At 60.1% G+C, this 20,717-nt stretch carries 17 protein-coding genes; 7 read left to right on the top strand and 10 right to left on the bottom strand.

Annotation, left to right across the window (positions count from 1 at the left end; all coding sequences use genetic code 11):
• The first annotated feature begins 22 nt into the window (after positions 1-22).
• From HHJ18_RS01015 to HHJ18_RS01005, 3 genes are all read left to right on the top strand, one after another.
• A complete protein-coding gene (locus tag HHJ18_RS01015; RefSeq protein ID WP_296910646.1) occupies positions 23-1,738 on the top strand; it encodes an NAD+ synthase in 1,716 nt (571 codons plus the stop codon).
• An 85-nt stretch (positions 1,739-1,823) separates the two neighbouring features.
• A complete protein-coding gene (locus HHJ18_RS01010) occupies positions 1,824-2,162 on the top strand; it encodes a P-II family nitrogen regulator (RefSeq protein WP_296910644.1) in 339 nt (112 codons plus the stop codon).
• A 90-nt stretch (positions 2,163-2,252) separates the two neighbouring features.
• Positions 2,253-2,846 carry a DsbC family protein gene (locus tag HHJ18_RS01005; protein WP_296910642.1) on the top strand — a complete coding sequence of 198 codons (594 nt, stop codon included), beginning with the start codon at positions 2,253-2,255 and terminating at the stop codon, positions 2,844-2,846.
• Positions 2,847-2,954: 108 nt separating this feature from the next.
• Here the strand turns inward: HHJ18_RS01005 and serA are convergent, their stop codons facing one another.
• The 8 genes from serA to HHJ18_RS00965 all read right to left on the bottom strand — a co-directional run bounded on the left by serA (position 2,955) and on the right by HHJ18_RS00965 (position 14,173).
• Entirely contained in the window at positions 2,955-4,184 is a 1,230-nt protein-coding gene (serA, locus tag HHJ18_RS01000) for a phosphoglycerate dehydrogenase (protein WP_296910640.1), read from the bottom strand.
• A gap of 165 nt (positions 4,185-4,349) precedes the next feature.
• Positions 4,350-4,838, bottom strand: coding sequence for a glycine zipper domain-containing protein (locus tag HHJ18_RS00995; RefSeq protein ID WP_296910638.1), 489 nt, complete (start codon positions 4,836-4,838; stop codon positions 4,350-4,352).
• Between the two features lie 52 nt (positions 4,839-4,890).
• Positions 4,891-6,495: an AarF/UbiB family protein gene (locus tag HHJ18_RS00990; RefSeq protein ID WP_296910636.1), complete on the bottom strand. Its 1,605-nt coding sequence runs from the start codon at positions 6,493-6,495 to the stop codon at positions 4,891-4,893.
• 9 nt (positions 6,496-6,504) lie between these two features.
• Positions 6,505-9,678: an efflux RND transporter permease subunit gene (locus HHJ18_RS00985; RefSeq protein ID WP_296910634.1), complete on the bottom strand. Its 3,174-nt coding sequence runs from the start codon at positions 9,676-9,678 to the stop codon at positions 6,505-6,507.
• A 30-nt stretch (positions 9,679-9,708) separates the two neighbouring features.
• Complete coding sequence (locus HHJ18_RS00980; protein ID WP_296910633.1) at positions 9,709-11,418, bottom strand: efflux RND transporter periplasmic adaptor subunit; 1,710 nt, start codon at positions 11,416-11,418, stop codon at positions 9,709-9,711.
• Positions 11,415-12,692, bottom strand: a complete 1,278-nt coding sequence (locus HHJ18_RS00975; protein WP_296910631.1) for a TolC family protein — start codon at positions 12,690-12,692, stop codon at positions 11,415-11,417. The genes HHJ18_RS00980 and HHJ18_RS00975 overlap by 4 nt, the downstream gene beginning before the upstream one ends.
• Positions 12,693-12,849: 157 nt before the next feature.
• Positions 12,850-13,254 carry a hypothetical protein gene (locus HHJ18_RS00970; RefSeq protein ID WP_296910629.1) on the bottom strand — a complete coding sequence of 135 codons (405 nt, stop codon included), beginning with the start codon at positions 13,252-13,254 and terminating at the stop codon, positions 12,850-12,852.
• 118 nt (positions 13,255-13,372) lie between these two features.
• Positions 13,373-14,173 carry a response regulator transcription factor gene (locus tag HHJ18_RS00965; protein WP_296910627.1) on the bottom strand — a complete coding sequence of 267 codons (801 nt, stop codon included), beginning with the start codon at positions 14,171-14,173 and terminating at the stop codon, positions 13,373-13,375.
• 658 nt (positions 14,174-14,831) lie between these two features.
• Between HHJ18_RS00965 and HHJ18_RS00960 the strand changes: the two genes are divergently transcribed.
• The 4 genes from HHJ18_RS00960 to HHJ18_RS00945 all read left to right on the top strand — a co-directional run bounded on the left by HHJ18_RS00960 (position 14,832) and on the right by HHJ18_RS00945 (position 18,706).
• On the top strand, positions 14,832-15,311 hold the full coding sequence (locus HHJ18_RS00960) for a hypothetical protein (RefSeq protein WP_296910625.1): 480 nt from the start codon (positions 14,832-14,834) through the stop codon (positions 15,309-15,311).
• A gap of 108 nt (positions 15,312-15,419) precedes the next feature.
• Positions 15,420-15,860 carry a hypothetical protein gene (locus tag HHJ18_RS00955; RefSeq protein WP_296910623.1) on the top strand — a complete coding sequence of 147 codons (441 nt, stop codon included), beginning with the start codon at positions 15,420-15,422 and terminating at the stop codon, positions 15,858-15,860.
• Positions 15,861-15,895: 35 nt separating this feature from the next.
• A complete protein-coding gene (locus HHJ18_RS00950; RefSeq protein ID WP_296910622.1) occupies positions 15,896-17,605 on the top strand; it encodes a DUF4384 domain-containing protein in 1,710 nt (569 codons plus the stop codon).
• 27 nt (positions 17,606-17,632) lie between these two features.
• Entirely contained in the window at positions 17,633-18,706 is a 1,074-nt protein-coding gene (locus HHJ18_RS00945; protein WP_296910620.1) for a hypothetical protein, read from the top strand.
• Positions 18,707-18,815: 109 nt separating this feature from the next.
• On the opposite strand, the gene HHJ18_RS00940 is transcribed toward HHJ18_RS00945, so the two are convergent.
• Both HHJ18_RS00940 and HHJ18_RS00935 read right to left on the bottom strand, forming a co-directional pair.
• The gene (locus HHJ18_RS00940; protein ID WP_296910618.1) at positions 18,816-19,340 is read right to left on the bottom strand and encodes a hypothetical protein; all 525 of its coding nucleotides are present in this window, start codon (positions 19,338-19,340) and stop codon (positions 18,816-18,818) included.
• 595 nt (positions 19,341-19,935) lie between these two features.
• On the bottom strand, positions 19,936-20,481 hold the full coding sequence (locus tag HHJ18_RS00935; RefSeq protein WP_296910616.1) for a hypothetical protein: 546 nt from the start codon (positions 20,479-20,481) through the stop codon (positions 19,936-19,938).
• Between the last annotated feature and the right edge of the window lie 236 nt (positions 20,482-20,717).

The raw sequence follows: 20,717 nt of genomic DNA, 5'->3' as shown, positions 1-20,717 counted from the left end.
TTTTTTGGGGCTCAGTTTCTTCATGTCACTCAAAATTTGCGTTGCCCAATTAAACTTCTGCGTCGGCGACATGCCGGGCAATGCGCAAAAAATAATTGACGCGGCCCGCACCGCCTATCAGGACGGCGTGCGGCTGATGCTGACCCCCGAGCTGGCGATTTGCGGCTACGCGGCCGAAGATCTGTTCCTGCGACCTTCTTTCATCCAAGCCTGTGATGATGCCGTGAATCTGGTGGCCCGTGAGCTGGCCGGGTTAAAAGGCCTGAGCGTGGTGGTGGGCACGCCAACCAACGGCGATGAAGGCCAGAACGGACTAGCCGGCAAGGGCCTGCGCACCAAGAGCGTGGCGGTGCAACAGCGCCACAACGCCGCCCGCGTGTTGTGCGAAGGCCGCATCATTGCAAGCTACGCCAAGCGCGAGCTGGCCAATTACCAGGTGTTTGACGAGCGCCGCTATTTCGCGCAGGGGCAGGGCATTTGCGTGTTCCAGGCGGGGGGTGACCAAGCGGGCGACGACGCCCTCAGCATCGGGCTGCTGATCTGCGAAGACGCCTGGTTTGAAGAGCCGGCGCGGTTGGCCAAAAACGCTGGGGCCGAGCTGCTGGTGGTGATCAACGCCTCGCCATTTCATGTCGGCAAGGGCGGCGAGCGTGAACTGATGATGCGCGAACGCGTACTGGCGACCGGGCTGCCGCTGGTTTATGCCCACTTGGTGGGCGGGCAGGACGAGATCGTCTTCGAAGGCCACTCGTTTGCGCTGCAGGCCGATGGCGCGCTCGCTGGCCGAGCCCCCAGTTTCCAGGAGAATTTGTTCCTGGTGCAGGCAGAACGGGCGCAGGCAGCTATTAAATTAGTAGCAAGCACGGACCCTGATCGCAGCCCGGAAGCTGACCTGTGGGACGCGCTGGTGCTGGGAGTGCGCGACTATCTCGGCAAGAATGGCTTTCCTGGCGCCATTCTGGGGCTGTCCGGCGGCATCGACTCTGCGCTGGTACTGGCCATCGCGGTGGATGCGCTAGGCGCCGACAAGGTACGCACGGTGATGATGCCCTCGCCCTATACGGCCGACATTTCGTGGATGGATGCGCGCGAGATGGCCGGGCGCGTCAAGGTGCGTTATGACGAGATTTCCATCGTTCCCGAATTTGAGGCCTTCAAGGCCTCGTTGGCCGGCGAGTTCAAGGGGCTCAAAGAAGACACCACCGAGGAAAACCTGCAGGCGCGCATTCGCGGGATGTTCTTGATGGCGCTGTCCAACAAGTTCGGCTCCATCGTGCTGACGACCGGCAACAAGAGCGAGCTGGCGACCGGCTACTGCACGCTGTACGGCGACATGGCGGGCGGCTTTGCCGTCATCAAGGATCTGCTGAAGACCACCGTGTTCCGGTTGGCGCGCTGGCGCAATGCCCACGATCCGTACGGCACCGGCAGCAACCCCATCCCCGAGCGCATCATCACCCGGCCGCCAAGCGCAGAACTGCGCCCCGACCAGTCGGACCAGGACAGCCTGCCGCCCTATGATGTGCTGGATGCCATTTTGGAGCGCTACATGGAAAACGACCAAGGCGTGGAAGCCATCGTGGCGGCCGGCTTTGAGCGCGCGCTGGTCGAGCGCGTGGCGCGCCTGATCAGGATCAACGAGTACAAGCGGCGCCAGTCGCCGGTCGGGATCCGGGTCACACACCGCAGCTTTGGCAAGGATTGGCGCTATCCTATTACCAGCAAATTTCACGCCTGAACTGAACGTGATGTTGGAAGCAGCGTTTGGCAATTTAGCTTTTAGTGGCCGCAAATTCAGTATCTAAAACCATCGGAGATTTTCAATGAAACAAATTACTGCTGTCCTCAAGCCCTTCAAATTGGAAGAAGTCCGCGAGGCGCTGGCCGAATGCGGCGTCACCGGCCTGACCGTGACCGAAGTCAAGGGTTTTGGCCGACAGAAGGGCCACACCGAGCTCTACCGGGGTGCCGAATATGTGGTTGATTTTTTACCCAAGGTCAAGGTCGAGGTGGTGGTGAAGACCGACGACGTCGAGCGCTGCGTCGACGCCATCGTGCGCGCCGCGCGCACTGGCAAGATTGGTGACGGCAAGATTTTCATCACCAGCGTCGAGCGCGTGGTGCGCATACGCACCGGCGAAGAAGACGAATCGGCGGTTTGATGCTGCGGACGGGGAGCGCTGCTTTTCGTTCGCTTTTCTCCGTTTGTTTTTTTCCTTTCAACTTTTTCCATTTTTTTTTGCTGGCTAGCCATGACATTCAGACTTCTGCGCAACTTATTTCCGGCCGCCCTTATCGCGGCCAGTCTGGCACTGGCTGGCTGCAACGATGCGCCGGGCACGGCATCGGTAAAAGCCGCGCCCACACCGGTTTCCATCGCCGCGATCGCTGCAGAGGCCAAAGGCTTCACAGTTGGCACACCCATGAGCGCGCGCACCGTTTATGTGTTCTTTGACCCCCAGTGTCCGCATTGCGCGGTGCTGTGGCAGGCCGCCAAGCCATTGAAGTCGCAGGCGAAATTTGTCTGGATTCCCGTGGGCATCATCAACCCGTCCAGCACGGCCCAGGGCGCCACCTTGCTGGCCGCCAAGGACCCGGTCGCGTTGATGGACGAGCACGAAGCCTCCATGCTGGGCAAGCGTGGCGGCATTAGCGCCGGCAGCGACATCGACGCGCAAAAGGCCGTCGTTGCCAAGAACACCGAACTGATGACCCGTTTTGGCTTCACCTCCATCCCCAGCATCGTGGCCACGCACGCCCAGAGCGGCGCGCTGGTGTCGCGCGAAGGCGGCTTGCCCACCGCCGAGCTTGCGGCATTCCTCGGCCTGCAACCCCCGGCGCAGTAAGTTTTTAGAGGTAAAAGTGCCTGTAGCCCAATAGAAACGGGCGCAAGCAGCTATTATTTTAATAGCGGATGCGGTTTCGGCAACAGCTCCCGCCAGCGCCGACTACGTTTAAAAAAGCACGCGGCTGCGGATGGTTCCCGGCACTTGCGCGAGCTTGGCCAGCGCCATGTCGGAGTGCGCCGCATCAATGTCTATCACCACGTACCCTATGGCTTCGTTGGTCTGTAGGTACTGCGAGGCGATGTTGATGTGGTTGCTCGCAAACACCTGGTTGATTTCCGACAGCACGCCCGGCACGTTGCGGTGAATGTGCAGCAGCCGGTGTTTGCCGGGGTGCGCCGGCAACGCCACCTCGGGGAAGTTGACCGACGAGGTAGAGGTGCCGTTGTCGCTGTACTTCACCAGCTTTTCAGCCACTTCAACACCGATGTTTTCCTGTGCTTCCATCGTTGAGCCACCGACGTGCGGCGTCAAGATCACGTTGTCCAGGCCGCGCAACGGCGACTCGAAGACATCCTTGTTGCTGCGCGGTTCCACCGGGAAAACATCAATCGCCGCGCCCAGCAACTTCTTCTGGCGCAGCGCTTCGGCCAGCGGCTCAATCTTGACGACGGTGCCGCGCGACGCGTTGATCAGCACGCTGCCCGGCTTCATCGCGGCAATCTCGGCGGTGCCTATCATCCATTGCGTGGCCTGGGTCTCCGGCACATGCAAGGTAACCACATCGGACTGCGCCAGCAAATCGTTCAGTTTGGCGACCTGTCTGGCATTGCCCAGCGGCAGCTTGGTGACCACGTCGAAAAACACCACCTGCATGCCCAGCGCTTCGGCCAGTACCGATAACTGCGTGCCGATGGAGCCATAGCCGACGATGCCCAGGGTCTTGCCGCGAATCTCGAAAGCGTTGTCGGCCGACTTAAGCCAGCCGCCGCGGTGCGCCACGGCGCTTTTCTCGGGCACGCCGCGTAGCAGCAAAATCGCCTCGGCCAGCACCAGCTCGGCCACCGAACGGGTGTTGGAAAACGGCGCGTTGAACACCGCAATGCCGCGTTCGCGCGCCGCATTTAAATCCACCTGATTGGTGCCTATGCAAAAGCAGCCGACCGCCGCCAGCTTGGCCGCATGGGCAAACACGTCGGCCGTGAGCTGGGTGCGCGAGCGGATGCCGACAAAATGCGCGTCTGCGATTTTGGCCTTGAGCTCATCGTCGGGCAGGGCACCCGGCAGACTTTCGATCTGCGTATAGCCTGCAGCCTTTAGCACCTGCAGGGCCGATGGGTGAATCCCCTCCAGCAGCAGGAACTTGATTTTTTTCTTGTCGGTCGAGGTTTTGGTCATGAGCGGTGGCAATCGGTGAGTAGTCAAAGGTCAAGTATGAAGGAAAGCGAAACGCCGGCGTTGTGGCTGGCCGCTTGCCCTTGCCGCCTGCCTGTCTGCTCTGGCACCGCATGCCGTTTCGGGGGCTGGCTAACGTTGCGCTACGAATCGCGCGGGGGCTTGCCGTTAGACCGAATCGCTGACGCGCTGCCAGGCGTCGCGCGCAGCGGGCTGCGCGCGGTACCAAGCCAGAGTCGATTTGCCGCGCGCGGCGGCCCAGCCGGACGAGAGCTCAACCTCAAGCTCGCCAAAGCTGCGGCCGGGGTTGCGCACACAGGCCTCAACGCCATAGCCATAGGCAGGTCCATAGTCGTCGTAGCTGGCGCCTGCATCCACGTAGGGCCGGCCGATAAAGTTTTCGCGCCAATAGGCTTCTTCACGCGACGGATCTATGGACTTGGCGTCGCTCTTGCCTGCCAGTCCGCCGATGATCGCGCCGACCGTCGCCCCAATCACGGTGCCGACGGGCCCCGCGGCAATGGTGCCGGTGGCAGCGCCAACAGCCGCGCCACCCAATGCGGCATCGATGCCGGAGTCGACCGGCTTCGCCTCTGGCGTGGTGGCAAGGGGATCATGGCTGTGGCCGCCGTCGCCGGTTTTGTCAGTGTTGTGCATGCTGGTTTCCTTCAATGATTGAAAAGTGGATCGACGCCTTTTATAGCGAGCGTCAGCGTTGGCGTTTTTCGCGGCGCATGGCGCCAATACCGGAAAGAACCATGCCGACAATACCGCCGACTATCATGACTTCGCCCAGCGTGTGATGCCAGCCGCTCATCGGCGTCAGCAGCAGCAGGGAACCGCTGATTACAAGCGCCGCGAAAGCGATGGCGCGCGCCAGCCGCTCAAGATTTCGGCTGAAGCGCCCGCCCAGCGCTTCCAGGCCAGGCAGGCTGCCCAGATCGCCTTCGGCAATGCGTCGCAGGACGCGTCGTGTGTCGCCGGGCGCATCCATGACCAGGCGCTCTATGTCTCGCACCAGCTTGCCGGTTTTCTCTTTGACGCGCTCCGGCGCAAAGTGCAGCGCCCGCAGGCGTGCAATCTGTTCGCGAAACGAGTCCATGTAGTTGTGGTCGGGTGCAAGCTGGCGAATCATCGACTCAAGGATGACGAACGCACGGGTTAGCAGCACGAACTCGCCGGGGTTGTGGACCCCGTTGCGGCTGCCTGCTCGCAGCAGTGCTTCCAGGGCATTGCCGACAGAAACATTGTCCAGATTGGTCCGGCGAATTTCATAGAGCACGGTCTTGATGTCCACCAGTAGCGCACCACGGTTGATGTCTTCGCCCGCCGGCGCCATTTCAAGATAGGCCTCGGTGGCGGCCCGCGCATCGCCGTTGACAACCGATTCGAGCAGCAGTGTCAGTGATTCGCGCATCGCCTCGTCGAGCTCGCCAGTGTTGCCAAAATCGAGCAGGGACAGCCGCCCGTCGGGCAGAACGAAAACATTGCCGGGATGCGGATCCGCGTGAAACAGGCCTTCTTCGAAAATTGTTTGCAGCATCAGCCTGACCAGGGTGTTCATTGCCTGCGGCATCGCTTGCGGATGCTGCCTGGCGTAGAAATCCACCCGCTCGCCGGCAGAAAACTCCAGCGTGAGCACGGCCGCGCTTGAACACTCGGCCACGACATCCGGAATCCAGAGGTCGGGAAAATCGGCCATCGCGGTGCGAAAAAGCACCACGGAACGCGCTTCGCGATTGAAATCGGTTTCCCGCCTCAAGCTGGTGGCAAATTCACGCACCACCACTGGAAGGTCGAGTGCGCGCAGGCTCGGAAAGACACTTTCGCCCAGCGCCACCAGGTAATTCAGCGCCGCCATATCGGTGGCAATCAGCGCTTGCAGGCCGGGGCGCTGCACCTTCACCGCCACATGACGCCCGTCGTGCAGGCTGGCCTCATGCACCTGGGCGATGGTGGCGGCACCCAGCGGCACTTCGTTGAACGATGCGAACACTTGCGACAGCGGCCTGCCGAGTTCGGCTTCGACGGTTGCGCGCACTACCTCAAAGTCCATCGCCGGCAACTGGTCATGCAGCAGTGCCAGCTCATCGACGTAGGCTTGCGGCAGCAGGTCGCCGCGCATCGCAAGCACCTGGCCGAATTTGAGAAAGATCAGCCCGAGTTCCTCCAGCGTTTCACGTACCTCTTGCGGCGCCGGCCAATGGGTTCGGCCCAACAGCGCTCCCAAAAATTTATGGCGTGCCAGCACGCGCAGGATTTGTAGCAGACGCGGTGCCGCGCGCAGCAAAGTGGGTTTTCTCGGGTCAATCATTGCGGCCATTCAGGAGGTGGAACCAACCGGGGACGTCAAGAGTTCGCCTTGACTTTTCAACTCCTTTTTCAGCTGCCATTGCTTGACCAGCGCATACAACGCAGGAATCACCGCCAGCGTCAGAACGGTCGAGGAAATCATCCCGCCCACCATGGGCGCGGCAATGCGGCTCATCACTTCAGAGCCGGTGCCGGTGCCCCACAAGATGGGCAGCAGGCCGGCCATGATGGCCACCACCGTCATCATCTTGGGCCGCACGCGCTCGACGGCGCCTTCCATCACCGCTTCATACAAATCGCCCGCATTCGGCGTTTTGCCCGACACCCTGCATGCGGCTTTCTGCGCCTCCCAGGCATGGTCAAGATAAATTAGCATCACGACGCCGGTTTCCGCCGCCACGCCGGCCAGCGCAATGAAGCCGACAGCGACCGCCACCGACTGGTTGTAGCCGAGCAGCCACATCAGCCAGACGCCGCCGACCAGCGCGAAAGGCACTGACAGCATGACGATCAGCGTCTCGGTCATTCGCCTGAAGTTCAGGTAGAGCAGCAGAAAGATGATGAGCAGCGTCACGGGGATGACGACCTTCATTCTTTCGGCGGCGCGCTCCATGTACTCGAACTGGCCGCTCCAGGTGGCGTAGTAACCCGGCGGAAATTTCACTTGCTCATTGACCGCCTTGCGCGCGTCGGCCACGTAGCCGCCGATGTCACGGTCGCGGATGTCGACGTAGATGTAGGCCGAGAGCAGGGCGTTTTCGGTGCGTATGCCCGGCGTGCCTTTGGCCACTTCCACCCGGGCAACCTGGCCGAGCGGGATCATGGCACCGTCCATCGTCGTCACCAGCACCTCGCGGGCGATCTGCTGCGGGTCCCCGCGCAACTCGCGCGGGTAGCGTACATTGACACCGAAGCGCTCGCGCCCCTCGACGGTGGTGGTCACCATCTCGCCGCCCAGTGCGGTGCCGATGACGTCCTGCAGGTCGCCGACGGCCATTCCGTAGCGCGCCAGCTGCTCGCGATCGGGCTCGATGTTGATGTAAAAGCCGCCGGTAATGCGTTCGGCAAAGGCCGAGGTGGTGCCTGGCACCTGCTTGACGACGGCCTCGATCTGCTTGGCGAGTTTTTCCATCTCGCCCAGGTCCTTGCCGAAAACCTTGATGCCAATAGGCGTGCGGATGCCAGTGGCCAGCATGTCCAGGCGCGCCTTGATTGGCATGGTCCAGGCATTGGAGACGCCTGGGAACTGCAGCGCCTTGTCCATCTCGGCGACGAGCTTGTCGGTGGTCATGCCCGCGCGCCACTCGGACTCGGGCTTGAGGTTGATGACGGTCTCGAACATTTCCGTGGGCGCCGGGTCGGTTGCGGTGTTGGCGCGGCCCGCCTTGCCCCAGACCGATACCACTTCCGGGAAGCTCTTGATGATCTTGTTCTGCGTCTGCATCAGTTCGGCCGCCTTGGTGATGGACATGCCGGGCAGGCTTGACGGCATAAACAACAGCGTGCCTTCATTGAGGGTCGGCATGAATTCGCTGCCAAGTTTGGAGGCCGGATAGAGCGAAACCACCATCACCAGCAGCGCTAGCGCGATGGTCAGCTTTTTCCAGTGCATCACGCCCTTGATGACGGGCCGATAGACCCAGATCAGAAAGCGGTTCACCGGATTTTTAGCTTCCGGCATGATTTTTCCGCGTATGAACAGCATCATTAGCACCGGCACCAGCGTGACCGAGAGCAGCGCCGCGCCGGCCATGGAGAAGGTCTTGGTGAAGGCGAGCGGCGAGAACATCCGGCCTTCCTGCGATTCCAGCGTGAACACCGGAAGGAATGAAACGGTAATGATAAGCAGCGAGAAGAACAGCGCAGGCCCCACCTCTTTGCAGGCGGCAATCATCGCCTCGGCGCGCTGCTGTTTCGAATGGCCTTCCTTCAGGCGTTCAATGTGCTTGTGCGCGTTCTCGATCATCACGATGGCCGCATCGACCATTGCGCCTATGGCAATCGCGATGCCGCCCAGGCTCATCAGGTTTGAGTTCATGCCCAGCAGTCGCATGGCGATGAAGGCAATCAGCACGCCGACCGGCAACATGACAATGGCGACCAGCGCGCTGCGTACGTGCAGCAAAAACACAAAGCAGACCAGCGCCACGATGATGCTTTCTTCTAGCAGCGTGCGCTTGAGCGTGTCGATTGCCCGCTCGATCAGGTCGGAGCGGTCGTACACCGCTTCAATCGACACGCCTTCAGGCAAGCCCGGGCCGATTTCGGCAATCTTCGCCTTCAGGTTGGAAATCACTTCCAGCGCGTTCTGGCCAAAGCGCGCCATTGCGATGCCCGACACCACTTCGCCTTCGCCATTGAGTTCGGTCAGCCCGCGCCGCTCGTCGGGCGCCAGTTCGACCCTGGCTATATCGCGCACCAGCACCGGCGTGCCCTTGTCACTTTTCACGACCAGCGTTTCCAGATCGCCCTTGCCGCGCAGGTAACCCTTGCCGCGCACCATGTATTCGGTTTCGGCCATTTCAACCACCCGGCCGCCGACGTCGCGGTTGGAATCACGGATGACTTGCGTCACTTTGCTGAGCGGAATGCCATAGGCGCGCAGTTTCACCGGATCGACCGTGACCTGGTAGGTCTGCACGAAGCCGCCAATCGACGCCACCTCGGACACGCCCTGGGCCTTGGTCAGCTGGTAGCGCACAAACCAGTCTTGCAGCGTGCGCAGTTCAGCCAGCGATTTGTTTTTTGCCAGCACAACGTATTGGTAAACCCAGCCGACGCCGGTGGCATCCGGCCCAAGCGAAGGCGTCACGCCTTTGGGCATGCGGCTGGAGGCGAAATTGAGGTACTCCAGCACGCGCGAGCGTGCCCAGTAAATGTCAGTGCCGTCTTCAAAAATGATGTAAACGAAGGAGGCGCCGAAGTACGAAAAGCCGCGCACCACGCGCGACTTGGGCACCGACAGCATGGCGGTGGTCAGCGGATAGGTGACCTGGTCTTCGACCACCTGCGGCGCCTGGCCCGGGTACTCGGTATAGACGATGACCTGTACGTCCGACAGGTCGGGCAGCGCGTCAATTGGCGTTTTCATGACCGCGTAAACGCCGCCCACCACAATGAACAGCGTTGCCAGCAGAACCATGAAAATGTTTCTGGCCGACCAATCAATAATCTTGTTGAGCATGGGCTATTTCTTTCAGTGCTGTCGGTGCCGTCAGTAGCCGACGTGCGGATTGGCCGCAGCAGGAGGGCTAGCCGCAGGCGCAGCAGGGGTAACAGGGGCAGCAATTGCAGCCGGACCAGCCGCTGCAGCGGGCGTAGGCGCGTTGCCCTTGCCACCCGCAGCCGGTTTGACGCCGGTGATGACCCATTCGCCGGGCTGGCGCTCGACAAACTCAAAGGCCACCACGGAACCGGGTTTGAGGTCTTTGAGCAAAGCGTCGTTCGCGGCCTTGAACGCCATCGTCATGGCCGGCCACTTAAGGGTCGCCACCGCACCATGGCTGATACTGACCTGGCCGGTCTTCGCATCCACGCTGGTCACCGTGCCAACGGCCTGGTGGCCTGCGGCTGCAGCGCCGCTTTGGGGTGCAGAGCCTGCTGTTGCAGGCTGTGCTGGCCTGTCGGCGCTGCCGCCAAAGCCGCCGATGGCTGCTTTCAGATTGCTTTCGGCGTCAATCAGGAAGTTGGCGGACACCACCACTTGCTCGCCGTCCTGTACCCCTTCCAGCACTTCCGCATAATTGTCGCTGCGCGCGCCCAGTTTGACTTCGCGCGGCTCAAAGCGGCCCTCGCTGGCTTGCACCAGCACGATGCGGCGGGTGCCGCTGTCGATGACGGCGGAAACCGGAACCGTCACGACCTTGTTCCTGGCGGCCACGGCCAGCTCGACTTGCGCGAACATGCCCGGCTTGAGCAGCTGGCCCGGATTGGCCAGTTCAATGCGCACCTGCACGCTGCGCGTTTCCGCCTTCAGCGTTGGGTACACGTAGCTGATCTTGCCGTCGAACGGCTTGTCCGGATAGGCGGCGATCATCACCTTGGCTTTGGCCCCCGATTTGGCAAGGCCGATATCCTGCTCAAATACATCGGCCAACACCCAGACCGATGACAAGTCGGTGATCTGGTACAGCGCTTCGCCGGGCATGAAGCGCATCCCCTGCAGCGCTTTCTTCTCTGTCACGATGCCGCTCACCGGAGAGCGGAAGGTCAGGGTGCGTTTCGTTTCGCCCGCCCGGGACAAGGCCCTGATCTGTTCGTCTGAAATGTCCCAATTTTTAAGGCGCAGCAAGCTGGCGTCGGCCAGCTGCTTCATGCTGGTCTGCACATCGCTGCCGGCGTCCTTCAGGGCTTGCACGCCTTGCGCCGCGAGCGCGTATTCGCGCTGCGCCGACACCAATTCGGGGCTGTAGACCTCAAACAGCGCCTGCCCCTTGCCGACAGCCTGACCGGTCGCGCTGACATGCAGGCGTTCCACGTAACCTTCGAATTTGGGCGAAATGGCATAGACGCGCCGCTCGTCCGCCTCGATGCGCCCGGAAGCGCGAACCACCTTGTCAAGCGACTTCAAACTGGCCGCTTCGGTCTTGACGCCCAGTTTCTGGATTTTCTCTGTGCTGATCCTGATCTGGTTTGCTCCGGCTGCCGCGTTGGTTTCAGTTTCTGCCTCGCCTTCATAAACCGCGACGTAGTCCATGCCCATCGGGTCTTTCTTGGGCACAGGAGAGGTGTCTGGCAGCCCCATGGGGTTGCGGTAGAAGAGCAGCTTGCGCTCTTTCTTTTCCATGGCCGCGCTGCCCGCCGCCGCTGCGCTGGTCGCTGCGGCTGGGCCGTCGCTGCGGCGGTTGCCCACCCAATAACCCCCAGCGGCAGCCAGTGCGGCCACCACCAGCGTTCCGATGGCGATATTTGCGCCTTGTTTCATAGCTCTTCTCCCAAAAGTCGTTCGATGTCTGCAAGCCGCGCCTGGCCTTGAGCCTGCAACTTGATCTGGCTTTGTTTGGCCTGGCGGATCTGTCGCTGGGAATCCAGCAAAGTCGCGAAATCCAGCTTGCCGTTTTGATAGCTTGCCAGCGCCGACTGGTAGCTCAGTTCGGCTTGCGGCAGCAGGCTATTGGCAATTGCCGTTTCTGTACGGCGCGCGGTATCGAGGCCGAAAACAGCTTCTGAAAGGTCGGCCAGCACCTGGTTGGTCGTGGCATCCCTGCGTGAACGGGCGGCCGCGAGCATGGCCTCGGCCTCACGCTCTTGCGATCGTTTGGATGACTGTTGCAGAGGAATGTTCAGTTCCACCATCAGCATCCATTCCTTGATGGAGCTCCGGCTCTGCAGCGGCGCAATGCCCACGGTGACATCCGGATAGCGGTTCTTGTAGGTCAGCTCGCGGGTTTTCTCCGCCGCCCTGGTCCGCGCATCTTCGGCCACCAGTTGCGGACTTCGACTGCGCACGCGGTCTTCGAGCGCGGCGTAGTCCAGGCTTTCCGGCGCTGGCAGCGGTCGCAGGCGCTCTGGCTGGGCCAGCGGCGCACTGGCCGGACGCGCCACCAGTGCATTCAGCCGAGCCTGGGTTATATGCCGTTCGTGTTCGAGAGCGATCAGCTCGTTTTTTAGATTGGTTTGTTCCAGCTGTGTGCGAATCACGTCCTGCTGCGCAGCCAGGCCACCGGCATAACGCACTTGCGCGATCTTTTCCAGGCGCACCATCAAGTCGAGGATTTCGCGGGTCAGACGTTCGTTTTGCTGGATGTAAAAAAACTGCGCGTAGCCGGTCTTGATGCGTGCCGACAGTTCGGCCCAACTGCCCAGCGCACGCCCCTGGGCGCCTGCAGCTTCGAACGAGGCAATGTCGCGCTTAAGCTCGCGTTTGCCGAACCACGGCAGGTCTTGCATGAAGGTGTAGCGGGTGCCTCCGACCCGGCCTGGCAATAGCGTCGGGTTCTGCTCGCCCATTTTGGTGATGTCTTCGAGTTCGACGCGCAGCTTGGGATCGGGCAATGCGCCAGCCGGCGCGACGCGCTCGCCGGCGGCCTGCGCCTCATGGCGCATGCCGGCGTATTCCGGGTTGCGCTCTTTGGCCAGCGCCAAAAGGCTTTCCACGCTGCTGCCGGGTTCTGCTTCGTTTGCCAGCGCAAAGCTGGGCGCGCCCGTGGCCAGGGCGAAGGCGAGCGCGAAGACGCAGGTGCGTGAGGCATGCTGCATAAATTCTCCTGAGAGACGAAAGACGAAAAAAGGGAAGGGGGTGCGGTCTGGCCTGGCAAAAAAAGCAGACAGGCAGAAAACCTCAAATCTTCAGACCGGCACGACAGGCTGCCAGAGCGCATCGCGTGCTCAGGCAGCTATCAGGCGGCTGAAGGGTTTAAATGCGAAAGCAGCAGTTGCGCACGGCTAGCGGCGGGGCCGTGGTGCGCCTGAGAAGCGGCGCTTGCAGCAATGCACCTACAGGTGCGGGTGTGACGATGGGGAGAGGGAAGTCGCTGGTCAGATTTGCCAGGCTGGGCATGGCAGGAAACTGGTATTTATCGGCGGTCTGTGGGTCAGCCTTGCAGTGGGCGTGGCACAGGCTTGACTGATCGTTATTCATGGCCCCGTCGCACGGCATATCGGTCTGCGCCATGGGCGCAACAACAGGTGCCTTGCTTACCTGGTCCAGGCTGACTTCGCACGAATAGCCCGCAATGGCCAGTTGCATGAACAGCAGGCTTGCCAGCGCGAGCAGCACTGTCACGATTCGGTAGCGGCAATTGAGATGATTCCGGGGCATGGGGTGAGTTTAACGGCCGGTCTGCAAAGTTTTTAATTATCTGGTAAAGAAATGGGTAGTCTATATCGGAAGACCAGCCGCATTTTAAAAGGCGATACACCTGTACGCAGACAGGTGCTCAGTCCATGTCCAGCAAGCCCAGCTGGCTGCCCGTGTGAATGGCTTGCGCGCGGGTCTTGGCGTTCAATTTTTTAAAAATGCTGCACATGTGTGCGTTGACAGTCGCCGCTGCTATGCCCAGTGCATCGGCGATGCCCACGCTTACATGGCCACGTGCCACCATTTTCAAAACTTCCAGCTCTCTACCAGACAAAGTTTTGCTCCTTGCATCACTAGCGGGCAAGCTATTTTGAAAAGCCGGGCGTTGGGAGGGCAGGGCGCTGCTCTGTGGCTCCAGCAGATTCAATATGGTTCGCGAGAATCCGGGTGAGGCGGTGAACCCGCCATCGGCCACCTCGAGAACAGAAGTAACCAGATGTCTGGCCAGGTCTTCATAGCAGAGGTAGCCCATCACTTTCGAGTCGTACAACTGCCTGAGTTCGGCAATGCCCTCCGGGCTCAATACCACCACGGCGCGCGCTTTGGGCTGGTGCAGATTCATCAAGTGCAAGAGCGCGCACAGATCACCGCGGTGCGCGTTCAACGCAATCAGCACCACGTCGTAGTTGGCGCTGCGCAAGGCCCGGCAGGCGTCGCTCAGGCGCAGCACCGTGCCGGTGAGGTGGATGCGGGAGTCGCTAAGCAAATACTCTCGCAAGTGCAATTTCTCTTCGCCGTCGGCAACCACCAAGACCTGTGTGGAGCCTTCGCTCAATTCGGCCCAGCAAGAAGAGCCCATCTGTGAGCTGTCCCTAACAATGTCCGGGTATTGCTGGAATGGAAACGTCACAGGATCTTCGTTATTTTTCGGTACGTTCATGACTCTTTCCTCCCGATGTTGTCGCCCAGCTATAGCTGCCATGAATGCCCACCTACTGCATTGACGGAAGCCCAAGATACTGAAAGCCCGATCGCTTGCCCACTCGTTAAAACTACTTTTTTTGCGTTACAAAACGTGGCTCATGATGCGATTTGTCGATCAGCAAAGCAAGGTATTTGTATAAATCAGTAACAGGAAATAAGCACCAAATAAAGTGGCCGGAAAGCTGTTACACGTTTGAACGTATGCGATCAAAGAGAAGCCACGTCGTACTACGTTGTGCAACAGGCGCTCAGTGTTTTGTTGCTTGTTGTTGCGTGAGAAACGTTACCGCAGACAGCCTTTTATTTTTATTACAAATGAAACATAAAGATACATACTTTGCGTTTCTGAAAGTTTTGCTTAAAGCCCATGAAAACAAGGACTTGGCGCTGCTTTTGAAGGGAACTTTCGACGATCTTCAATCTGTGTGTACGCATTGCTGACGATTGTTTAGGTAGCCGTGCGGACGGAAACTGCAGCTGTGACTGAAGCCGACATGCATCCCTTAACAAGATATTTGTGGTGCTGATGACACACTCTTCTGAAGCAGAAACAATTATTGTTTCAGTGGAGTCCGTTTAAATCTGGTAAGTTTTTATTACTTTTGGAGATCGTCATGAAATCACTCGCTATTGCTTCCCTCCTGGTTATGTCTGGTGCAGCTTTTGCCGGCGGCAGCCATTCGGCTCCACAAGGCGGCCCTGCCCATGTCGTAATCAACGGCAATTCTTTGCAAGTCGCATTGATGGACCGCTCCACCGTGAGCAACAAGGCCACGAACAGCGATACCAAGGCCACACAAAACGTTTCGTCCAACTCGGGCAATGTAACGGTTAATGGCAACCAGCTGCAACTGACCGCCTTGGAATACAGCATGGTGACGAACAAAGCCACTAACGGCGACGCCGTGGCCACGCAAAACGTCTCTAGCAACCTGGGCCTGGTTGATATCAATGGCAATTCGGTGCAAATCACTGCGGCGCGCTCCAGCTACATCACCAACGAGGCGGTTAACCACAACGCCAAAGCCGTGCAAAACATTGCCAGCAACAATGGCTGCGATACCTGCAAGCCAAGTTCGAAATCGCGTTATTAATTTCTCAGGTCCTTTGAGCGAAGCGCGCCGCCATCGCGGGTGCGCTTTGCCCAAAAAAATTTTTTCATTTGACAAAGTCTGTAGTCTCAGGATTCAGGAGCAGTCACCATGATTTATCCCTCTCACCCCGTTCGGCTGGTTCTTCAGTCGGCCGCTCTGCTGGTTGTATTTTATTTTTGGCTGGTGGTACCCGCTTTTGCGGCTGCACCCGGCGAAGACACGATTTCTATTTCGGGTTTCAAGCCCACAGCGCCCGGCAATGGTTCAGGCCAGTCCACTGTCAGGGGCGGCCTGGACGCCAACGAGGCGGTTCCGGCCTGGTTGCGCGCCAAAGTCACGCGCTTCACCGCCCGAGCCTACGCTGAAAATACCCAAGGCATCAACACCGACAACCAGGTGGTGCAAAGCGCACAAAGCAATGGCATGTCAAAAACCTGCGTCCAAGAGGTGGGTAGCAATACCGCAGCGTCAGGCTCGCCTAAAGCGGGTCCAAAAGGCCAGCAACAGATCGTGGTTCTGCGTGGTGACCTGGTCAACATCTGCAAATAAGTTTTTGGTTTTTAGCGGTATTCAGGGAGAACACCATGCGCATCATCACTTTAGTCGCTGCTGCCGTGGCGCTTACCCTGGCGGGCTGCGCCACGCCCTATCGGCCGAGTGATCAGGATGCGAATTTTGCCGCGCAGGCGTCTGCCACCAATCGTCCGCTGATCCAGCCGGCACGCTCGTTTTCGAGCTATTCAACCAGTCTGGCGTGCATGGACCATCTGTTGCGCGACATGCGTTTGCCCACGACCTTGATCACCAGCAAGTACATCCCCGATGCGTCGGGCAAGGTCACGGTGGCGGCCAAGGAAATGGTGATCACGGCGCTTTCACAAATGTCGCGCACCAGCAGCGCCTTTCGCTTTGTTGACTACGAAGTTGACATTGTTCGTCAGGACACAGTACAAAACCTGACCACGCTGCTGCTGGGCGCCAACCAGATGCAGATCCAGCGGCCTGCGCTGTACGTATCGGGTGCCATTTCGTTTGTAGACCAGAACATCATCAACAACCGCTCTGACGTGGGTACCTCTGCCAGCAGGCTGGAATTAGCCTATAGCAAGAACCGCGCAAGTACGCTGGTGGGGCTGGAGCTGCATTTGGGTGAATTTCGCACTCGCACCCTTATTCCCGGCATCGAGTCGGCCAACGAGGTAGTCATTTCCAATGGCGGCCAGGGTCTGGATGTGGCCGGTCGCATTGGCAGCTACGGTGTGCAGTTCAATGTCGGGCGAGATTTCACGCAAGGCACGGGCGCGGCGCTGCGAACGCTGGTTGAACTGGGCGTGATTGAGGTGATCGGCAAATGGGCACGGGTGCCTTACTGGCAGTGCCTGTCGCTGGACCAGACGCACCCCGACTTTCAACGCAGTTTGCTGGACTGGTACAACGCCGACAGCGAAGCGCAAAAGCGCACCAATGTGATCAATGCCTTGTCGGCACGCGGTTACCTGAAAGCTACAGGGGTGGCCGGAGACGCAGAACTGAAGAGATCACTGGTTCGTTTTCAGGCAGATGAAGATCTGGTCACGCACGGACAAATCACGTTTGAAGTTTATGAGCGAGCCCTGCGTGACTATGTACGGGTCGATGCCCAAGGTCATTTCAGTCGCGTAGGCTGGGACAAGGCCCAGGTGGTCAGCCGAAAAACTGACGACTTTCTCAGTCCCAAAACCCTTGCTGACACCGACTCGGCTGGCGCGGCAGATAGTAAAGCTGCGTCCGCTGGCAACCAGATTGACCTGAAGATCGAGAACGTTCCAAGCCCTGCCAACCGTATGGGCACTTCCTTTGAAGTCGGTGAGCAGTTGTTCATGTCAGCGGTACTCCCGCAGACCGCCCATGTGTGGTGCTACTACCAGGACGCCACCAACTCGGTCATTCGCCTGTACCCCAACTCCGTCCATCGCAACAGCCTGACGCAGGCCAACCGCAGCATTCGCCTGCCCGACTGGATGAATCCGAACCCGGGCTTCTTTATTGAAGCAAGCGATGCGGGTCAGGAGCGTGTGATGTGCCTGTCGCATGAGAAAGACCTGCTGGCCGACGTCACCACTGGGGTACTAGCCACGCCACCGCTGAACCAGATGAATGGCGAGACCCTGGAGAGCATCAAAGCGCGCTTTGAAGGCCTGTCCAATGACGGGATGCTGGGCAGCGGCAGCGTAGGCTGGGCCGTGCGGCTCAAAACGCCAGCTGCGACTGCCCCCACGCCTGCGCCGGCAGCAGCCCAGCCCAAGAGCAATTAGGCCCGCAGGCTGAAATCGGGATCTCGCATGCGAATTCACATTGCCGCCTCGTTCGCGCTGTTGTGGCTGGCGGCCAGTACCTGCCAGGCGCGCGTGGTCAAAACGCCAGCGCTGCCCGATGAGCAGACAGCACCCAGCTTCGCACCGCAAACTGTCGGCCCGCTCGGTCAGCCCGGCCCCACAGCGCCTTTGCGCTCGCTCAGTCCGAATGCGCCGCCGGTATCGACTGCGCTGCAACAGGGCCTGGCCTATTTGCATGGGCTGGACCGGCAGCCCGATTTGGCGCTGGCCGGAAGAATGATGATGAAAGCCTGGACGCAAGGCGATAAGTATTCGGCCGCCGGCGTGGCGCTGTGCCATGCCTCGGGCTGCTACGGCGTACCCGATGCCCGCTCGGTGCAGTTGTGGATTGAGCGCGCCAGACGCGCCGCGCCGGCCAAAGCGAAACTGCTGGAATGGCATTGGGCCAATCTGGCCGCTCAAAGCAATCCACAAGCCAGCAGCCGCGCCAAGGCGCAACGCCTGCTGCAGGAGGCGGCGGCCCTGGGCGACCCGGTCGCCTTGAATGAGCGCGCCCTGCAAGCCATCAGCGAAGGCAAGACCCAGCAAGCCGCTGCGCTGCTGGAGCGGGCCCGCCTGCGCGGCAGCGCGGCTGCGGCCTACAACCTGGGCAAGCTCAATCAAATCCAGTTGCCGCTGGAGGGCAACGTAGGCGGCGCCGCTAACGTTGGTAGCCTTGGTAGTGTTGGCAACGCCGCAGGTCAGGCCGACTATGACCTTGCCATGACCTACCATCGCGGCAAAGGCGTACCGGTCAACATCACCCAGGCCGTGGCTTTTTACCAAAAAGCGGCCCAGCAAGGGCACCTGGCGGCGCAGCGCATGTTGGCGCTGATCTTTTCGCGGCCCACGCCGCAAGGCACGATAGACGAGGTCTGGTTTCGCCAACTTGCGCCACCCGAAGGCGTTGCCAGCGCCCCCTCAGCCCGCGCGCAGACCACCGCCTGGTTTCAAAGCGACAGTTCAGTGCTGATTGACTGGCTTCCCGCGCAGCAGCAAGCCTCGGGGGTGGCGCGCAGCTTTTCCGCTTGGCCACAGTGAAGAGGTCGGGCGCTTCAGGCTGTTTTAATGAATAAATCGATGCCTAGCCCAATGAATACGGGCGCAAGCAGCTATCAATTACATAGCATATAAAGCATCGTGCAGATCTTCAAGAGCCGGCAGATTTAAAAGCCGCCGCGAGGCGCAGGCGCCAGATTTTCACGCGCTCTTTGACCTGCAGTTTGAGCTGACCAACCCTGCGCCAAAGCCAGGAGCTGCGCACCTGCGCCAGCATGCGGTCCTTCCAGATTTTCCAGGGGGTGTATAGGCGCGCAAACCACTTTAGTTGCATCAACGCCGGATGCGTCAGCTGAAACAGCCGCGCGGCAACCGCTGTGCCCGAAACTTTGGCGGCAATCAGCAAGCCCAGACCCAGCGCCGCGTGGCCCCCGCCAAACAGGTAAAGCGCCAGCAGCTTGACGGGCAGCAGCGCCAGCACCGGCAAACCAAAAACCAGCAGGGCGGCCCAAGGTGGCAAGCGCGCAATCAGGCGCTCCAGCTGGCCCCACCACGGCAACCTGCCCAGTGCTGCAAAGCCGGCGGCCAGCGGCTCCCAGCCCCATTCCTCAAACAGTAAAAACAGCGCAAGCGGCGCCAGCAACAGGGCCCGGAAAGCTCTTTTAAGCAGCCTCAAGTGATGCCTGTACGCAAGTTCATGAGTGCATTGTGCGGGCACGGACTAAAGATCGCGCGTTCAAGAGGCTTCTGGCCATGACGTCGTGTATTGCAGGCTCAGTGCCTGCAGCGTGCTGCCGGTTTTGCTGTCAAACACCACCAGTTTGACCTAGCGTCCGTGGCGGGGCTTGTGCGCAATGCTGCTCAGGGTCAGTTTCTGCGGGCTGGTACCGCTGGTTTTGTAGTCGCCGGCTGGCGTGTGTTAGCACGACTACAAAGTCGTGCGTGAGGAATTCACCGGCATTTTCGCCCGCCTGCACCTTCGAGTTGTGATAGCGAGCGGGCAGGAACTGCAGCCCTTTGAGGTGTAGAGCTTCACCACCGGCTTAATGCTGGCGCCAGAACTCGCGCTGCATTAATTTTTCGTTAAAAACTGCTTGAAACCGCCGCCAGCAGCACGCTGGCAGCTATCAAGTTTGTAGCGGATGGCAGCATGAGGACGCTGTATGGTTGCGCCACCAGCCGAGCAGTGCCAAAAAGGCCTGCAGCAAGCCGCCGGGACAAACGTTAAACGCCTCAGCGGAAATCTTCTTAAAAGTGCGCCTGTGCGGCCTTCAAACCACCGGTGCGTTGAGGTTGTCCCGTTCGCGGCCCAGCTTCGGACTGCCGCCTCCGTTGCTGGCATTGCTGGCGCGCCGCTCCAGCCGGTCTTCCATGTGGCCCATATAGGCGGCCAGCGAGTTGTCTGATTGCTCCATGCGGGCCAGCAGCGCCTTTTGCTGCACGGCAAAGCGTTCGCCAAGCGCCGTGCTCATGACAGTTTCGCGCTGCTGCGCGGCCAGGACCTGCACTTCCAGGAAGCTGCGCAACTCGGTAAAGCGCGACGCCTCGGCCTTGTCGGCCAGCTCGCGTTGGGTGTTCAACTCGCGGGCGTAGCGGCGGGTTTCCAGCAGGTTGGTGCTTTGCATATACAGCGTGTTGCCCAGAAAAATAAGTGTGACAACGACCAGCAAAACCAGCATGACCAGGCCCAGCGACACCTGGATGGTGGTGAAGCCCAGACTTAGCACGCTGACGCGCGTGAACTCGTCCACATTGAGCGCGACAAAGGCCGCGACCAGCACGATGGCAAGGACTAAAACGATGGTGCGGATGCGCATGGGGAAACCCTCTCAATTTTTGAAACATCGGTCGTGAATCGCATTTAACTCGATGAAGATTATGAGCGCCGAGGCCGCCTGCGGCTGTGGGACAATTCCGACCCTTGACGTCAGTTTGTGGGGCTGCAACCAAAGTATTCAGGGGTTGCCTGGCGCCTGACTGGTCCCAATCTGCAGGCCTCGGGCTGCATCCGGCCGGCGGGCATGCTCTTTTACCCTCCCAGCCCACTTCCCCC

It is taken from the genome of Polaromonas sp., from assembly GCF_012927455.1.
Lineage (GTDB): Bacteria > Pseudomonadota > Gammaproteobacteria > Burkholderiales > Burkholderiaceae_C > Polaromonas.
The sequence above is the reverse complement of the archived record's forward strand: the minus strand, read 5'-3'. Positions and strand labels throughout refer to the sequence as shown.